At 44.3% G+C, this 16,531-nt stretch carries 14 protein-coding genes; 1 reads left to right on the top strand and 13 read right to left on the bottom strand.

Going from position 1 to position 16,531, the window contains the following annotated elements; genetic code table 11:
* Positions 1–13 precede the first annotated feature (13 nt).
* Together G3R49_RS03940 and serB are read right to left on the bottom strand one after the other, a co-directional pair.
* Positions 14–931, bottom strand: a complete 918-nt coding sequence (locus G3R49_RS03940) for an alpha/beta hydrolase (protein WP_167868689.1) — start codon at positions 929–931, stop codon at positions 14–16.
* A gap of 144 nt (positions 932–1,075) precedes the next feature.
* Entirely contained in the window at positions 1,076–2,095 is a 1,020-nt protein-coding gene (gene serB / locus G3R49_RS20290) for a phosphoserine phosphatase SerB (RefSeq protein WP_348633903.1), read from the bottom strand.
* 323 nt (positions 2,096–2,418) lie between these two features.
* On the opposite strand from serB, the gene G3R49_RS03930 reads away from it, so the two are divergent.
* Positions 2,419–3,123 (top strand): AhpA/YtjB family protein, encoded by a 705-nt coding sequence (locus tag G3R49_RS03930; RefSeq protein ID WP_167868688.1) that lies wholly within the window; start codon positions 2,419–2,421, stop codon positions 3,121–3,123.
* A 77-nt stretch (positions 3,124–3,200) separates the two neighbouring features.
* On the opposite strand, the gene deoD is transcribed toward G3R49_RS03930, so the two are convergent.
* From deoD to pnp, 11 genes are all read right to left on the bottom strand, one after another.
* Positions 3,201–3,911, bottom strand: a complete 711-nt coding sequence (gene deoD / locus G3R49_RS03925) for a purine-nucleoside phosphorylase (protein ID WP_130598166.1) — start codon at positions 3,909–3,911, stop codon at positions 3,201–3,203.
* Between the two features lie 103 nt (positions 3,912–4,014).
* Complete coding sequence (locus G3R49_RS03920) at positions 4,015–5,229, bottom strand: phosphopentomutase (protein WP_130598167.1); 1,215 nt, start codon at positions 5,227–5,229, stop codon at positions 4,015–4,017.
* 11 nt (positions 5,230–5,240) lie between these two features.
* Positions 5,241–6,572, bottom strand: coding sequence for a thymidine phosphorylase (gene deoA, locus G3R49_RS03915; protein ID WP_167868687.1), 1,332 nt, complete (start codon positions 6,570–6,572; stop codon positions 5,241–5,243).
* Positions 6,573–6,683: 111 nt separating this feature from the next.
* Entirely contained in the window at positions 6,684–7,457 is a 774-nt protein-coding gene (gene deoC / locus G3R49_RS03910) for a deoxyribose-phosphate aldolase (RefSeq protein ID WP_130598169.1), read from the bottom strand.
* Positions 7,458–7,850: 393 nt separating this feature from the next.
* The gene (locus G3R49_RS03905; protein ID WP_167868686.1) at positions 7,851–8,624 is read right to left on the bottom strand and encodes an outer membrane protein OmpK; all 774 of its coding nucleotides are present in this window, start codon (positions 8,622–8,624) and stop codon (positions 7,851–7,853) included.
* 333 nt (positions 8,625–8,957) lie between these two features.
* The gene (locus G3R49_RS03900) at positions 8,958–10,232 is read right to left on the bottom strand and encodes a NupC/NupG family nucleoside CNT transporter (protein ID WP_130598171.1); all 1,275 of its coding nucleotides are present in this window, start codon (positions 10,230–10,232) and stop codon (positions 8,958–8,960) included.
* A 177-nt stretch (positions 10,233–10,409) separates the two neighbouring features.
* Positions 10,410–11,171 carry a TatD family hydrolase gene (locus G3R49_RS03895; protein ID WP_167868685.1) on the bottom strand — a complete coding sequence of 254 codons (762 nt, stop codon included), beginning with the start codon at positions 11,169–11,171 and terminating at the stop codon, positions 10,410–10,412.
* A gap of 23 nt (positions 11,172–11,194) precedes the next feature.
* Entirely contained in the window at positions 11,195–11,392 is a 198-nt protein-coding gene (locus tag G3R49_RS03890; RefSeq protein ID WP_167868684.1) for a hypothetical protein, read from the bottom strand.
* Between the two features lie 88 nt (positions 11,393–11,480).
* Complete coding sequence (prfC, locus tag G3R49_RS03885) at positions 11,481–13,064, bottom strand: peptide chain release factor 3 (protein ID WP_167868683.1); 1,584 nt, start codon at positions 13,062–13,064, stop codon at positions 11,481–11,483.
* A 90-nt stretch (positions 13,065–13,154) separates the two neighbouring features.
* A complete protein-coding gene (gene nlpI, locus G3R49_RS03880) occupies positions 13,155–14,066 on the bottom strand; it encodes a lipoprotein NlpI (RefSeq protein ID WP_130598175.1) in 912 nt (303 codons plus the stop codon).
* A 193-nt stretch (positions 14,067–14,259) separates the two neighbouring features.
* Positions 14,260–16,359: a polyribonucleotide nucleotidyltransferase gene (gene pnp, locus G3R49_RS03875; RefSeq protein ID WP_130598176.1), complete on the bottom strand. Its 2,100-nt coding sequence runs from the start codon at positions 16,357–16,359 to the stop codon at positions 14,260–14,262.
* Between the last annotated feature and the right edge of the window lie 172 nt (positions 16,360–16,531).

Below are 16,531 nucleotides of genomic sequence, written 5' to 3'. Positions count from 1 at the left end.
ATACTTTTGCACCTCAACCAAGATCATGCGCTAAGTACCACTGACGGATCTGCACAAAATGATCGTCAATGGCATGAGGGGCGGTAAGCATAGATGCATGATCATAATCATCAAGATAACCATTTCGCTTAGCTAGCAAGGTATACTTAGCCTCGTTTAGGCCACACTCTGCCAGCATATCTTGTACATCAGATGGATTACCTAACACGCGATCTTTTTTAGCCGCAATAAACCAGGTTTTAGGCCAGTTAACATCTACAGCAGCCTGACGGTAGTCAAAACCATCATCAGTGTCTATCCAGTCACCTCGTACCCAATCTATGGTATTGCTAAGCGAGGCTCGGGTTTCATTATCCATACCCATTTTAAGCTTTTGCGCATTCAAAAAACCGGTCTTTTTAGCACAGGCTGGTGCCAGTCGATTCCACACCAAATCCACCATTAACCATTTGCGCCAGTTCTGAACCTTAATGGTTCGCTTAGTACCAAAGGTCAGTAGTGACAATACACTTTGCTGAATATGCTCAAAGCGCACGATACAGCTCGCCATTAACACGCCGCCCCATGAATGGGCACACCAATGCACTTTTTGCTCAAGAGGATGACGCTTTAAAATAAACGCTTGTGCTAGCGGCAGTTGTTCTTTAATCACATCGCTTTGCCCAAGGTTAAAATCACGGCTAATTGGAGGCTCGCTTAAACCGCGCCCAGCACTATCAAGCACATAAACATCAAACCCAGCTTTTGCTAAAAAACACGCTAAGCCCTTACCTTTATCGCTATAAAACACCTTGCCGTTAGACATAGCGCCATGCAGCATCAAAATGGGTGGATGATTATGTGTAGCTAGCTTTGGGGCAATGTGGCGTAAATGCAGCTGCCCTTGACGGTAAGGAAGGAATAATGACTCTTGTTTAATAGCTAGATTCAAAACAGGGTAAAATTTAATTAGAGTGATAATACTAAACTAGCGTTTCAATTGCCCAAGCGCAACCGCTTAGGCAATAAGGCGCTTTCAAAACAAAACCTTTTAACTCACTGTTGGTCCAGTACAGAAACTAGCCCAGTAAAGAGATTAGCCCTGTAAACAGAATACCAGCGCGCGCATATCTAGCCTATCGATAGCAATATCGGCTTGCTGTTTTAATTTAGGTTTCGCGTGAAATGCCAAGCCTAAATCAGCCTGATTAATCATAGGAATATCGTTAGCACCATCACCAATTGCAACACGCTGCCCGCACCCTATACCCCATTGCTCAGCCATACGTACCACCACATCGGCTTTGTACTGAGCGTCGACTACATCGCCCGTAACGGTGCCATTAAGCGTGCCGCTTTCAATCACCAGCTCATTGGCAAACGCGGCATCTAAACCCAGTTTTTGCTTTAAGTCGTTCACAAAAGGTGTAAAGCCACCAGATGCAACCACTAACTTCCACTGGTGCTGCTTAAGCTCACTAAGCGAATCCTCAAGCCCTGGCATAATCGGTAAATTAGCGCAAAGCTCAGTAATAATTGCCTCATCAGCACCAGCAAGTTTACTCACTCTGGTGCGCAGGCTTTGCTCAAAATCAAGCTCTCCACGCATGGCCTGAGCCGTCACTTCAGCGACCGCATCACCTACTCCAGCCATCGCGGCTAACTCGTCAATACACTCAATTTCAATGGCTGTCGAGTCCATATCCATCACTAGCAAACCTGGCTGAGCGAGTTTTGCTAAAGGCTGAGTCATCCAAAAATATTGCGCTAAACTTGAGCTGGGAAAATCAGCTACCACGTCTTGATGTTGAGCATTAAATGTCAGCTCAAAGCCAAGGTAACTGTTACTACGCGTTAGCAAACATATCGAATAGTTTGATGTTACTCGTGTCAATGTTAGCTTTGCCAACCAGTTATCAAGCGCGGCGCAGGTATCAGTATCACTTGGGTCAAACACCACTCGCAATTGAGCGCTTGTAGCTGAGCTTATTTTATCGAATTGAGATTCCTGATAGCGGCTAACTTGCCCGTGTTCAAGGTCTAAAACACTTGTTGTTTGCTTGGTTAACCAATTTAGAACGCTAACTTCAACCACAATATACTCCGCTGTTATCACTGCTAGTCTGCTTTACTAGCGTTATTGTTACATAGGGAAATGAATGACGGTTTATTCTCATCAGCACGATATATCGCTGTAAGGACTCAGCTGTAACAAGAATAAAATAAACGCACCTTCAGCCGTGAATACCATTGCTTTTCGCTTTGGATAACATAAACTTATTATGCTCTTGATACTCTTTCCACTAAGTGCTCTTTAGCCAAAAAATATAAGCGTGACTTGAAAGCTAGCTTAAAACTTACATTCTCTAGTGAGTCTAGTAGGCGTCATACCTCGGCTCGAACCACTCACATTAAACAGAATAATAACTGAGGATTAAAGTGATATTTGTTAAAGGTCTTAAGAAAAGGCAACAGTTTAGCCGCCTGCTCCAAGTCATCTCAGCAATCGCGTTGATTTTTGGCTTAGTGAACCTTTGGCAAACCAGTCTTAAAAACGGCCAAGAGTTAATACAATCCCAAACTGAAATCATGGCAAGGTTACTGGCTAAACAGGTGGCGACGGGCGCAGCACCCGCTATGTACCTGCAAAATGATGAGCAACTGCAATGGTTAGCAAACTCGTTAACTCAAGACCCAAAAGTGGTTTCAATCCATATCTATAGTTCACAGGGATTGCGTCTAGCCTTCTCGCAAAGTCTCACCTACGAAGAATACGCGGCTAATTCAGACGAAATGAAGCGCTTACTGCAAAGCTACCCACCACTTATCGAAAATGTCATCCAAAATGGTAATAATCTGGGGTATGTTGAAATTCGTCTCAACCTAAAGCACTTCTTTGAAGAAATTAAGGTGCTACATGAAAAGAGCATGGAGCTGCAGCAAATGATGTTGGTTGTCGCGGGGGTAATTGGTTTAATGCTATCGCGCGCGCTATCGTTTAAGCGGGCTGACTTTATGCGTAGACGTACCCGCGCTAAAACCAGGCTGGCGCCAACTAAGGTAAGAAAAAAAGCGACAAAATCAGCTGAGAAACGCGCTAAAGGTAAAGCACAACAGACAGAAGTTGAAGCTAAGCCCAAATAATTGCAGCAGTTAAAACAGCAACAAAAAAGGGCTCTATGAGCCCTTTTCTAATTCATTCAACTAATTAAAGCTAATGATTATAGGTCAACCGCAGCATCTAATGTCATGATAATCATGTCATTGAAAGTCGTTTGACGCTCATCAGAAGTGGTTTGCTCACCAGTACGGATGTGGTCAGAAACAGTTACAACACACAGCGCTTTTGCACCTAGTTCGTGTGCTACGCCGTATAGACCAGCAGCTTCCATTTCTACACCAAGAACGCCCATGCGCTCCATTACGTCAAACATTTCTGGGTCTGGCGTGTAGAATAGATCAGCAGAGAATACATTACCCACTTTTGTCTTAATATCATGCTTTTTAGCAGATTCAACAACAGCGCTTAGTAGACTGTAGTCAGCAATTGCCGCAAAATCTTGGTTTTTAAAACGTAAACGGTTTGCTTGTGAATCAGTACAAGCACCCATACCGATGATCACGTCGCGAAGCTTAACGTCAGCACTAATCGCGCCACAACTACCAACACGGATTAGGTTTTTAACACCGTATTCTTTGATTAGCTCGTGAGCATAGATAGAGCAAGATGGAATGCCCATACCACTACCCATAACAGAGATACGCTTACCTTTGTAAGTACCAGTAAAACCTAGCATGTTACGTACGTCAGTCACTTGCTCTACATCTTCTAAGAAAGTCTCAGCAATGTACTTAGCGCGTAGTGGATCGCCAGGAAATAAAACGGTTTCAGCAAATGCGCCTTCAGCTGCATTAATGTGTGGTGTTGCCATGAATATAACCCCTATGTTTCTTTAAATATTCAACTTATGAGCCCACATGCTGTTATTCGCAAGTTAGTTGGGCTCATGATTAAATGTGTTGTTGGTAAAGCCGTTAAATGAACGACTCACCGTAATCCATTGCAGGTAAACCAAAGTAACTTGCAATAGACTGACCAATATCAGCAAATGAATTACGACGCCCTAATGAGCCAGCAGCTAAGCCGCCACCTAGCGCCAGTACTGGCACGTGTTCGCGGGTGTGGTCGGTGCCTTGCCAAGATGGGTCACAGCCGTGATCAGCGGTGAAAATCACCAAATCATCTGGCTGCAAAATTTCAAATAGCTCAGGTAAACGTGAGTCGAAATACTCTAGCGCTTTGGCATAACCGGCAATGTCGCGGCGGTGACCATAATGCGAGTCAAAATCAACAAAGTTAGTAAACACGATAGTGTTGTCACCTGCGCGTTTAACCTGCTCAAGTGTGCTATCAAACAGCTGCTCTAAACCGTTCGCCTTGAACTTTTGCGTAATACCGCAGTTAGCGTAGATATCAGCAATCTTACCGATAGAAACCACTTCACCGCCGGCCTCTTTTAGCTTATCGAGCACAGTTGGCGCAGGAGGTTGAACCGCATAATCATGACGATTGCCAGTACGAGCAAAGTCACTTGCATCGCTGCCCACAAATGGACGAGCGATAACGCGGCCAATGTTGTACGGCTCAAGCTCTTCACGAGCGATTTCACACAAGCGATACAAGTTCTCAAGCCCAAAAGTTTCTTCGTGACAAGCAATCTGAAATACTGAGTCAGCAGAAGTATAGAAAATCGGCTTGCCGGTTTTCATGTGCTCTTCACCCAGCTTTTCTAGGATCACAGTACCCGATGAATGGCAGTTACCTAAAAAGCCATCTAGCCCTGCTCGCTCGAGAATTTTATCGGTGAGCTCAGTTGGGAATGAGTTTTCAACGTCTTTGAAATAACCCCATTCATACAATACTGGCACACCAGCCATTTCCCAGTGACCACTTGGAGTGTCTTTACCTGAACTTAGCTCTTTAGCGTGGCCGTATGCACCTATCACTTCAACTTTATCGTCAAAGCCATCAGCAAACTTACCGGTTGACTCAAAACCTGCGTGACCTAGACCAAGCTTAGCTAGATTTGGCAGAGTTAGCGGGCCGCTGCGGCCATCTTCAGCCTCGCCCTGTGCACACGCCTTGGCAATATGACCAAAGGTGTCAGAGCCAACATCACCGAATTTATCGGCATCTTCTGTCGCACCTAAACCGAAAGAATCTAGCATTAAAATAAATGTACGTTTCATAACTTTACCTCTTAGCAATCGCCGTGGCGGATATAGCGGTAAATTTCTGGTGTCGCCTCAGGCGCTGTATCGGCAATAATAATTGCTGCTTTCACCGCTTGCTCGGCCTCTTCAAAAGCCGCTTGCGTTTGTGCATGTATCACTGCAATAGGTTTGTCTGCATTAACTTGACTGCCAAGCGCTACAACATCTGAAAGACCTACACTGTAATCTAACGCATCACCAGGTTTACGACGTCCGCCACCTAATGTCACCACAGATAGTCCAAGCTCACGGGTGTCCATTTGATTTACAAAGCCAGCTTTATCTGCGTAAACAGGTTTAATGATGCCAGCTTTTGGTAGGTACTTGTCATACGCTTCAACAAAATCTGTTGGCCCGCCTAATCCTGATACCATTTTAGCGAACTTTTCAGCCGCTAAACCATTATCTAGTACCATGTTGAGTTTATTTCGTGCTTCCGTCTCATCCTTGGCCAGTCCGCCAAGTTGCAACATTTCTGCACACAGTCCCATGGTGACTTCATAAAGACGCGGATTACGATACTCGCCGGTTAAAAATTGAATAGCCTCTTTTACTTCAAGTGCGTTACCTGCACATGAAGCTAACACTTGATTCATGTCGGTTAGCAAGGCGGTAGTTTTAGTGCCTGCGCCGTTAGCCACTGCAGTGATACTCTTAGCAAGCTCTTCAGAGGCTTCATAGGTTGGCATAAATGCGCCAGAACCGACTTTGACATCCATTGCTAAGGCATCTAAACCAGCTGCTAGCTTTTTCGATAGAATCGAAGCCGTGATCAGTGAAATAGACTCAACTGTCGCTGTATTATCGCGAATAGAGTAAAAGCGCTTGTCTGCAGGGACTAAATCACCCGTTTGACCAATAATCGCCACACCAGCATCTTTCACTACCTTACGAAATAGCTCGCTGTCTGGCTCAGTTTGATAACCTGGAATCGCATCAAACTTATCTAAGGTGCCACCGGTATGGCCAAGGCCGCGGCCTGAAATCATAGGTACATAGCCACCACAAGCTGCCGCCATTGGGCCAAGCATAAGGCTAATCACGTCACCTACGCCGCCTGTACTATGTTTGTCGATAATTGGGCCATGAACTTTTAAGCTGTCCCAATTAAGCACTGTACCTGAGTCGCGCATGGCACTGGTTAATGCAATACGCTCATCCATGTTCATATCATTAAAGTAAACAGCCATTCCCAGTGCGGCAATCTGCCCTTCAGAAACACTGTTGTTGGTGATGCCATCCACAAAGAACTGGATCTCAGCTTGTGACAGGGCTTCACCATTACGCTTTTTACGAATAATCTCTTGTGCTAGAAACATATACTGCTCCTCTAGTCACCTAGGGTTAGGTCACTTTAAATCAAACAACCTGCAACCGAGTCCAAAAATGACACCGCTGCAGGTACTTGAATACGGCAAACCTAATTGAAATTAGTAACCCTGGTTTGCTTGAGGTGCTTCTGCAAGCTCAAGAGTATGAAGCAAGCTGTTTAATAGGCTTGATGCACCAAAGCGGAAGGTGCGCGGGCTAACCCAGTCGTCACCTAGAATACGCTGAGCAACGCCTAGAAACTCTGCTGTTTGCGCAGCATCACGTACACCGCCTGCTGGTTTAAAACCAACTTTAGTGTTCTTTTCGCTGATAACAGTTAGCATGATTTCAGCAGCTTCAATGGTAGCGTTAACTGGCACTTTACCTGTAGAGGTTTTAATGAAGTCAGCACCGGCGTCGATTGACAACTCAGATGCTTTACGGATTAATGCTGGGTCGTTTAGCTCACCAGATTCGATAATCACTTTTAACAGTACGTCTTCACCACAGGCTTCTTTACACGCTTTTACTAGCTCAAAACCAACAGTTTCATTTCCTGCCATCAATGCACGATATGGGAATACAACGTCAACTTCATCTGCGCCGTAAGCAACAGCTGCGCGAGTTTCAAGCACAGCAATTGCAATGTCATCGTTACCATGAGGGAAGTTAGTCACTGTGGCGATTTTTACATCTTCGCAGTTAAGCTCGTTCAGCGTTTTACGAGCGATTGGGATAAAACGTGGGTAAATACAAATTGCCGCTGTGTTGCCAGCTGGCGTTTTCGCCTTATGACACAGATCGATAACCTTTTGATCAGTATCATTATCATTCAAGGTGGTGAGATCCATTAATTGAATTCCCATTTGGGCGGCTTGCTTTAAATCAGTCATTTTTGTTCTCCGAAACAAATATAAAAAATAGTCTGAATAGGCAACATAATTAGCTGGCTTATATGATTATTGTTATGGCCGGGCCTTCTCAATTTATTGCCAACAAACTCACAGTAAAAAGTCATGAGCTTGCTCAATGTTGTATTCAATCTGATAGCGAGTACCACGACTTGAATCCATGAAGACCGGAAAAGAGAAACATAGACATGTGACATCTATTTCCGCGAAAAGTCCGTTTTAGCGCGTTTAACCTTTAATAAAGTACATTGGTTATTATGATATAGGGAACAATGTACTTTACTAAAAATTTATGAAATTCCCATATTTTTATGTAAATTTTACGTAAATTCACATAAAAATATGGGAGCCATAAATGGCTCCCAAAAGTACAACTTAGAAGTTGTACTTAGCAGAGAAGATTGCTGCATTTTGGTATTCTGCAGAACCTAGCTTCTGGTGAGCGTAACGGTATTGAACACCTAAAGTGAAATCTTTAGTTGCATTCCACCATAGTGCTACCGCACCGTTTAGACCAGTTTTACCACCGTTGGCACCAGCGTGCTCATCGCTACGGCTGAATTCGATTTCGTTCCAGTTAGTGATCATCATGTCTTGGCCACCTAGCTTGAAGTTGTAGCCAAGTACCCAACCACCCATGCCGCCGTTAAAGCCAGCGCCGATGAAGTTGTTATGAACAAAGTGAGCGCCTAAGAAAGGCTTAACCCATAGACCAAAGTCAGTATTGTAGTCGTAGCTAACACCTAATACTGTGTTTTGCTCGTAGAAACCTGAAGAGTCAGAGATGCTGTATAAGTGACCATAGTAATTGAAGTTGCTATCGCCCATGTTTACAGCAACAGAACCCTTAGCAGCAATACGGAATTGCTTTTGTGGGTTTTGAGTTTTTTGCTCTTCTTTCCAGTTCATTTTGGTTGGGTTTTCGAAGTCGATGAAGCCATATACATCACCCCAATCGTAACCCGCACCACCTTCAACTTCTAAATATACGAAGTCTTCTTTACCAGAACGTTCAGTCGTGTTTGAAGTCCAGTCTAGGTAGTTTATAGACACATTAGCAAAACCGTAGTATTGCTCAGCTTGTGCTGTAGTTGCAGTCATAGTAGCTGCCGCAGCTACTGCTAATGCTAAAGTTTTAACGTTTTTCATCATCAACCCCATTTTTCATCAATTCGCTACCATTTATGTAGCGTTGGTTTAATGACTCGATATTATGTGCCAGTGATTCAATTAACATCACGGACTATCTGCTTCGAGACATTAAATTTTGTACTAGTGAGCACTTCGGTTTCATGTCAAAAACCATGTAAACCGCCAACAAGTTCTCACCGATAAAGCGCGTTCTTAGCGATTGCTCGCAGGGAATGCAACTCAAATTTACTTCGTGGAAAAGGTGGTACAACACATGTTTACACCTACTGTTTGTGCTCCCCAGCACAGCAGCAGATATAAACAGGAGCCAATTAAGGCTCCTTATAATTATTAGATTGCTAAGAATAAACCAGCTAGTGTTGCACTCATTAGGTTAGCTAGAGATGCAGCAATCACTGCACGTACACCTAACTTCGCTAAATCGTGGCGGCGTGACGGCGCCATTGCACCAAGACCACCAAGAAGAATCGCGATAGAAGAAAGGTTAGCAAAACCACATAATGCGAATGAAATAATCGCCTTAGTACGATCACTCATTACTTGACCTGTTGCTTCAACTAATAGGCCGCCGTCAGCAACGTCTTTTAGGTAAGGAGCAAAGTTCAGGTAAGCAACGAATTCGTTAACTACGATTTTTTGACCGATGAAAGAACCCGCAACCATTGCTTCGTTCCAAGGTACACCGATTAGGAATGCTAAAGGCATGAAGATATAGCCAAGGATTAACTCTAGAGATAGGTTATCCATGCCAAACCAACCACCGATGCCACCTAACATGCCGTTGATCATTGCGATAAGACCAACGAATGCCAGTAGCATTGCACCTACGTTTAACGCTAAGTGCATACCAGAAGAAGCACCTGCCGCAGCAGCATCAATAACGTTAGCTGGCTTGTCTTCTTCTTCAGGCAAGTCAGTCATTTCGTTTTTGGTTTCTTCAGTTTCAGGGTGCATCAGTTTAGCCATCATTAAGCCACCAGGAGCTGCCATGAATGACGCTGCAACTAGGTACTCAATTTTAACGCCCATACCAGCATAACCCGCTAATACCGCACCAGCGATAGAAGCTAGACCACCTACCATGATGGCAAATAGCTCTGAGTTAGTCATTGAAGGAATGAAAGGACGAACAACTAAAGGCGCTTCGGTTTGACCAACGAAGATGTTTGCAGTTGCAGACATAGACTCTGTACGGCTAGTACCCAGCGCTTTTTGTAGACCACCACCGATGAACTTAATTACTGCCTGCATGATGCCAAGGTAGTAAAGAACAGCGATTAGAGAAGAGAAGAAAATGATAACTGGTAGTACGCGAACAGCAAATACGAAGCCTACACCGTTACCAAACATAGCGTCAGTACCTAAACCACCAAATAGGAAGTCGATACCCGCTTGAGAATAACCAATTACGTCAGCTACTGCTTGAGAAACTCCACCAAGCACTTGTTGACCGATTGGAACATAAAGTACAAAACCCGCGAAGAAAGCTTGAATAGCTAACGCACCACCTACTGTGCGTATGTTAATTGCTTTCTTGTTTGTTGATAATAGGTAGCCAATTGCAAGTAAGGTGACCACCCCTACCAAACTCATTACTATATCCATTAAACATCACCCTTTTGTTAACAGTTATTATTAATGTTGTTAACTCACCAAATTTCCGAGGTAGATTATAACCGAGCGTTGGCAGAAAAGCGCCGTTTTGATCAAATTTTTAGAGTTTAATTTCAGGATCTTAGGATAAGATTGGTGTTTATTCCAACGACGTTTGCAAAAAAAGAATTAAACCTCAAGCAGTTGCAAACTGTTGCGAACAAGCTGTTCTACGACAAAAACAGTAGGTAAATTTTGTAAATTTGCGATTTTGGTTGTGATTTTTTGAATTTTTTGGCAATAGGCAGGAAAATCGCTGGCATCTTGTACGGTAAATTTTACGTTATCGGTCTCAACCACCATATGCTCTAAAGGAATATGAGCAACAGCTTCTTGTAACTTCTTGGCATTGTCGCGCAGTAATAGCCCTCCAATTCCTAGTTTATAACCAAGACTGATGTAACGTTTTGCCAACTCTGTTGAGCCATAAAAGCCATGCACCACTCCGGCTTTTGCCAGGTTTTGTTGCTTTAATCTTGCTAATACCTCCTCGTGAGCCCTTACGCAATGCAAGATCACCGGCAGCTCATATTGATGAGCAAGAGCTAATTGACCTTCAAATAACTCCACTTGCTTATCAAAGCCATCAACGAGCTTATCGAGCCCGCACTCCCCCAGAGCAACTAGGCTAGCATCTCCCCTTTGCTCACTTAGTAGGTTATCTAATTTAACTAGAGATTGGCTGATATCTTTGGGTAAATACCAGGGGTGCATGCCCAGCGCATAGTAACAATCGAACTGTTTGGCCACTGAAATTTGCTTAACGCTGCGAGATAGTGATACCCCAGGAATTAATACTTTATTAACGCCTTGCTTACTTAACTCATCAAAAAGCTGCGCTCGCCAAGGGTCAAAGTCATTAAAGTCATAATGAGCGTGAGTATCAAACATGCTAGCCTTCCTACTCCAATTTACTATTTTGCCTTTTGCGGCGATTTTTGCCCATTCAAACCATCATTGATCTTTTTAGGTTGTGAGTCTTCTATGTCGGGTTCTTCACGCCTTGGCGCGCAGCTACGCTTATTCTCAAGGGTGAGTCCCATCTCATCACACCAGCTTATATAAGCTCGCCACGGGCGAATAACGCATACTCGTAGAAATTTTTGCAGCATGATGATCTCCAAATACTCAGCCTATTCATTAAACTGCATAAAAAAAGGTGACGCAATGGTCACCTTTTAGGTTCGAGCAAACTAAGCGCTAGTTTTCACGAGTCTTAGCAAATTCAATATCAGGGTAACGCTCCATCGACAGGTTTAGGTTAACCATAGTCGGCGCGATATACGTTAGGTTATCACCGCCATCTAATGCCAAGTTACCACTGCACTTACGGCGAAATTCTTCGAGTTTACGTTCATCATCACAGTAAACCCAGCGAGCAGTGCTCACGCTAATGGCTTCGTAAATCGCTTCTACGTTGTATTCGCTCTTTAAACGGCCAACAACCACTTCAAACTGCAGCACACCAACTGCGCCAACAATCAAGTCGTTAGTATCAAGCGGCCTAAATACCTGCACCGCACCTTCTTCAGAAAGCTGAACTAGGCCTTTAAGCAACTGCTTTTGCTTTAATGGGTCTTTTAGGCGAATACGGCGGAACATTTCCGGTGCGAAGTTAGGAATACCTGTGAACTTAAGCGCATCGCCTTGAGTAAAGGTATCACCAATTTGAATTGTGCCATGGTTATGCAGACCAATGATATCACCCGGGAATGCTTGTTCAACCTGCTCACGATCGCCCGCAACAAAGGTCAACGCATCAGAAATACGCACATCTTTACCCACGCGCACATGGCGCATCTTCATGCCTTTCTCGTATTTGCCTGAGACAATACGCATAAAGGCAACGCGGTCACGATGTTTTGGATCCATGTTAGCTTGGATTTTAAATACGAAACCGGTGAATTTGTTATCTGTGGCTTCAATCGTGCGTATGTCGGTCTCACGAGGCTGCGGCTTAGGCGCCCACTCAGTTAGGCCATCTAGCATGTGGTCTACACCAAAGTTACCTAGCGCTGTACCAAAGTAAACCGGGCAAAGCTCGCCTTTCAAGAAAGCATCATGGTCAAACTCGTGTGATGCACCAAGTACTAACTCAAGCTCTTCACGTAATAACTCAGCAAGCTCGCTGCCGATTTCAGTATCTAGCTCAGGGTTGTCTAGTCCCTTAACAATGCGCACTTCCTGAATAGTGTGACCTTGACCCGTTTGGTACAAGATAGTCTCGTCACGGTGTAGGTGATAAACACCTTTAAAGGATTTACCACAGCCTATCGGCCAAGTAACTGGCGCACAAGCGATGTTAAGCTCAGTTTCAACTTCGTCTAGCAACTCCATAGGATCGCGAATATCACGGTCACACTTGTTCATAAAGGTGATAATTGGCGTGTCACGTAGACGCGTGACTTCCATTAGCTTACGGGTACGATCCTCTACACCTTTAGCCGAGTCAATAACCATCAGACATGAGTCAACTGCAGTGAGCGTACGGTAGGTATCTTCCGAGAAGTCTTCGTGACCAGGCGTATCAAGCAGGTTAACTAGGCAATCAGAGTAAGGAAACTGCATGACTGAGGTAGTAATCGAAATACCACGGTCTTTTTCCATTTCCATCCAGTCAGACTTGGCATGCTGTTTTGAGCCGCGCCCTTTAACTGTACCAGCTGTTTGAATCGCTTGACCAAACAACAAAACCTTTTCGGTAATGGTGGTTTTACCCGCATCCGGGTGAGAAATAATAGCGAAGGTACGACGTTTATCGACCTCTACAGCAATACCTGACATGATAACCTTGTGCGCTAGACAATAAAAAAGGCGCAAATTATAGCGCCTTGATGATAATTTAGCTAGGGGCGAGCCCCTATCGCTTCGGCTTTAGCCTTGAGAAGCCTGTGACATTAAGCTTTTCATTTTAGCCAGCTCAATGCGAGCATAACGGTGCTCAACAAAGTCATAAATGTTGGTTGCCAACACTAAGCGATACAAGTTTGCCGCTTGCTGGTAATCACCTTGACGATCCGCTTGCTTAGCCATGTAAAAGTAAGCTTCACACAAGCGCTCAGCGTACTCTTTTGGGTTAGTTAAATTTTGCTTTGCCGCTTCAAAAACTTGCTCTTTTGACATTTTCCCCAAGTAAAAGTCGACTAATACACTCGACCAGGCACTGTCTTTAAGCTGAGTTCGGTTATTAGCTAAAGCTTGCTTGGCTTTTTCAGCGTCATTATCAAGCGACACTATATATAGCCACAGCGCTCGGTAGCCGTCGCTTGGGTCACGATCATAAAATGACTGCATATCAGCCTGAGCTAGCTCGTAGCGCTCACCATAGTGCAATGCGATACCACGATTAAGGTATGCATAATCATAATTGGGCGCTAATTCTAAAACGCCATCGAAAGATTCATAGGCGCTTTCAAGCTCACCTTCTTGGGTAAAATAGATCCCAAGGAAGTTGTAGGCATCAGCTAAGTTAGGCTGCAGCTTAATTGCTTGATGAAAATCAATACGGCCGAGTAAACGCAAACCAACACTGTCGTATATCACGCCGCGATCATAATGAAAACGGGCGCGTTGCTCGTCAGTTAATTCCATTGTCGCGAGAATTTCATTTAATTTCGCTAGTGTGACTTCCAATTTGTAGTCAGGCATCACTGGCGCGACTTCAATATGACTCGTTGTTGCTGATTGCCCTGACTGAGTCGCAGCGCAACCTGACATCAACATACTGGCACCGACTACTATCGCTGCTAACTTGGCACTGAAACCGTTGCCTAGTTTTAATTCCATTGGTGAAACCTATTCAGGGTGAGACATTAGCCTCATCATAGCAATCTGATTGCTTTAGGGCTATGACAGAGCGGGATTTATTTGTCATGTAGGGAAAGTAAATCACCACCTACTGAAGTCGATGGTTTAGCGCTTAAAATAAAAAAGGAGAGCAAATGCTCTCCTTTTAAAACACTTAAAGTTAACTAGAAGCTTACTCTGCAGCTTCTTCTTTAGCTTGTGCTTCTTTAATAGAAAGACGAACGCGACCTTGGCGATCAACTTCCATTACCTTAACTGCCACTTCTTGGTTCATTTCTAAGTGATCAGATACGTTAGCTACGCGCTCTTCGCTGATCTGAGAGATATGAACAAGACCGTCTTTACCAGGTAAGATATTAACGAACGCACCGAAATCAACGATACGGATAACTTTACCCTTGTAGATACGACCCACTTCAACTTCAGCAGTGATTTCTTCAATGCGGCGAATCGCTTCTTTAGTCGCAGCGCCATCAGCAGAAGCAATCTTCACTGTACCGTCGTCATCAAGCTCAATAGTCGTGCCAGTTTCTTCGGTAAGTGCACGGATAGTCGCGCCACCTTTACCGATAACGTCACGGATCTTCTCAGGGTTGATTTTGATAGTCGTGATACGTGGAGCGTGATCAGAAATCTCTTCACGTGCACCAGAAATCGCTTGGTCCATTACGTTTAGAATGTGAACGCGAGCGCCGTATGCTTGTTGCAGTGCGATATCCATGATCTCTTTAGTAATACCTTCGATCTTGATATCCATTTGCAGAGCGGTGATACCGTCGCGAGTACCCGCTACTTTAAAGTCCATGTCACCTAAGTGGTCTTCGTCACCTAGAATGTCTGAAAGAACAACGAAGTCGTCGCCTTCCTTCACTAGACCCATAGCGATACCAGCTACCGAAGTCTTAATTGGTACACCCGCATCCATAAGCGCAAGTGAAGTACCACATACAGAAGCCATTGAGCTTGAACCGTTAGATTCAGTGATTTCAGAAACCACACGAACGCTGTATGGGAATTCTTCAGCAGAAGGCATTACCGCATTGATACCACGCCATGCCAACTTACCGTGACCAATTTCACGACGCTTAGGCGAACCAACCATACCTGTTTCACCAACAGAGTAAGGAGGGAAGTTGTAATGAAGCATGAAGCGGTTAGTACGCTCGCCCATGATGCTATCAATTTTTTGAGCATCACGTTCTGTACCAAGAGTACAAGTCACTAACGCCTGAGTTTCACCACGGGTAAATAGTGAGCTACCGTGAGTACGTGGAAGTACGCCTGCTAATACGTTTAGCGCACGGATCATGTCAGGCTCACGACCATCGATACGTGGCTTGCCGCTGATAATACGGCTACGTACTACGTTCTTCTCTAGGCTACCTAGTAGACCGTCGATTTCACGCGTGTCAGCTTCTGGATTCTCTTCAAGTAATTTAGCTTTTGCTTGCGCTTTAACCACGCCAACTTGTGCGTAACGGTCCTGCTTAACTTGAATTTGGTAAGCTTCAGTCAAACCAGCTTCTGCTAGGTCTTTGATTTTAGCTACTAGATCTTGATCTTGCTCTGGTGCACTCCAGTCCCAAGTAGGCTTGCCCGCTTCAGCCTTAAATTCGCTGATTGCGTTAACAACAACTTGTTGTTGGTCATGACCATAAGTTACCGCACCTAGCATTACTTCTTCAGGAAGTGCTTCAGCTTCAGACTCAACCATAAGTACCGCGCTTTGGGTACCCGCTACCACTAGGTCAAGTTGGCTTTCAACTACTTGATCAACGCTTGGGTTTAGTACGTATTCGCCGTTGATGTAACCAACGCGCGCAGCACCTAGTGGACCATTGAATGGAATACCTGAAACAGCCAATGCTGCTGAGGTACCGATCATAGCAACAATGTCTGGCTCGATTTGAGGATCAACCGAAACAACAGTGATAATTACCTGAACTTCGTTTTTAAAACCGTCAGGGAATAAAGGACGAATTGGACGGTCGATTAGACGTGCGATTAGGGTTTCATCTTCAGAAGGACGACCTTCACGCTTGAAGAAACCACCAGGGATTTTACCTGCAGCGTATGTCTTCTCTTGATAGTTAACTGTCAGCGGGAAAAAATCACGGCCGGCATCAGCCTCTTTCTTACCTACAACAGTAACTAATACAGTTGTATCTCCCATACTCGCTAGAACTGCAGCGTCTGCTTGACGTGCGATGACACCTGTTTCTAGGGTGACAGTATGTTGACCATACTCAAAACTCTTTACAATTGGATTCACGAGACCCATTCCTTAATTTATTTAACCTTTAAATTTCGCGCATAAGTATACTGCAAATGTCTGAGATAGTTAAACACCGTATTAATTCAGACGAAAAAATAATTAAGACATTCTTCGTACTTAACCGCCCTATCGATACAGATTTATACAAAACTATGGCTCATTTAACACC

Origin of the sequence: Shewanella sp. WXL01, assembly GCF_012263345.1 — a bacterium.
Classification (GTDB): Bacteria; Pseudomonadota; Gammaproteobacteria; order Enterobacterales; family Shewanellaceae; genus Shewanella; species Shewanella maritima.
The sequence above is the reverse complement of the archived record's forward strand: the minus strand, read 5'-3'. Positions and strand labels throughout refer to the sequence as shown.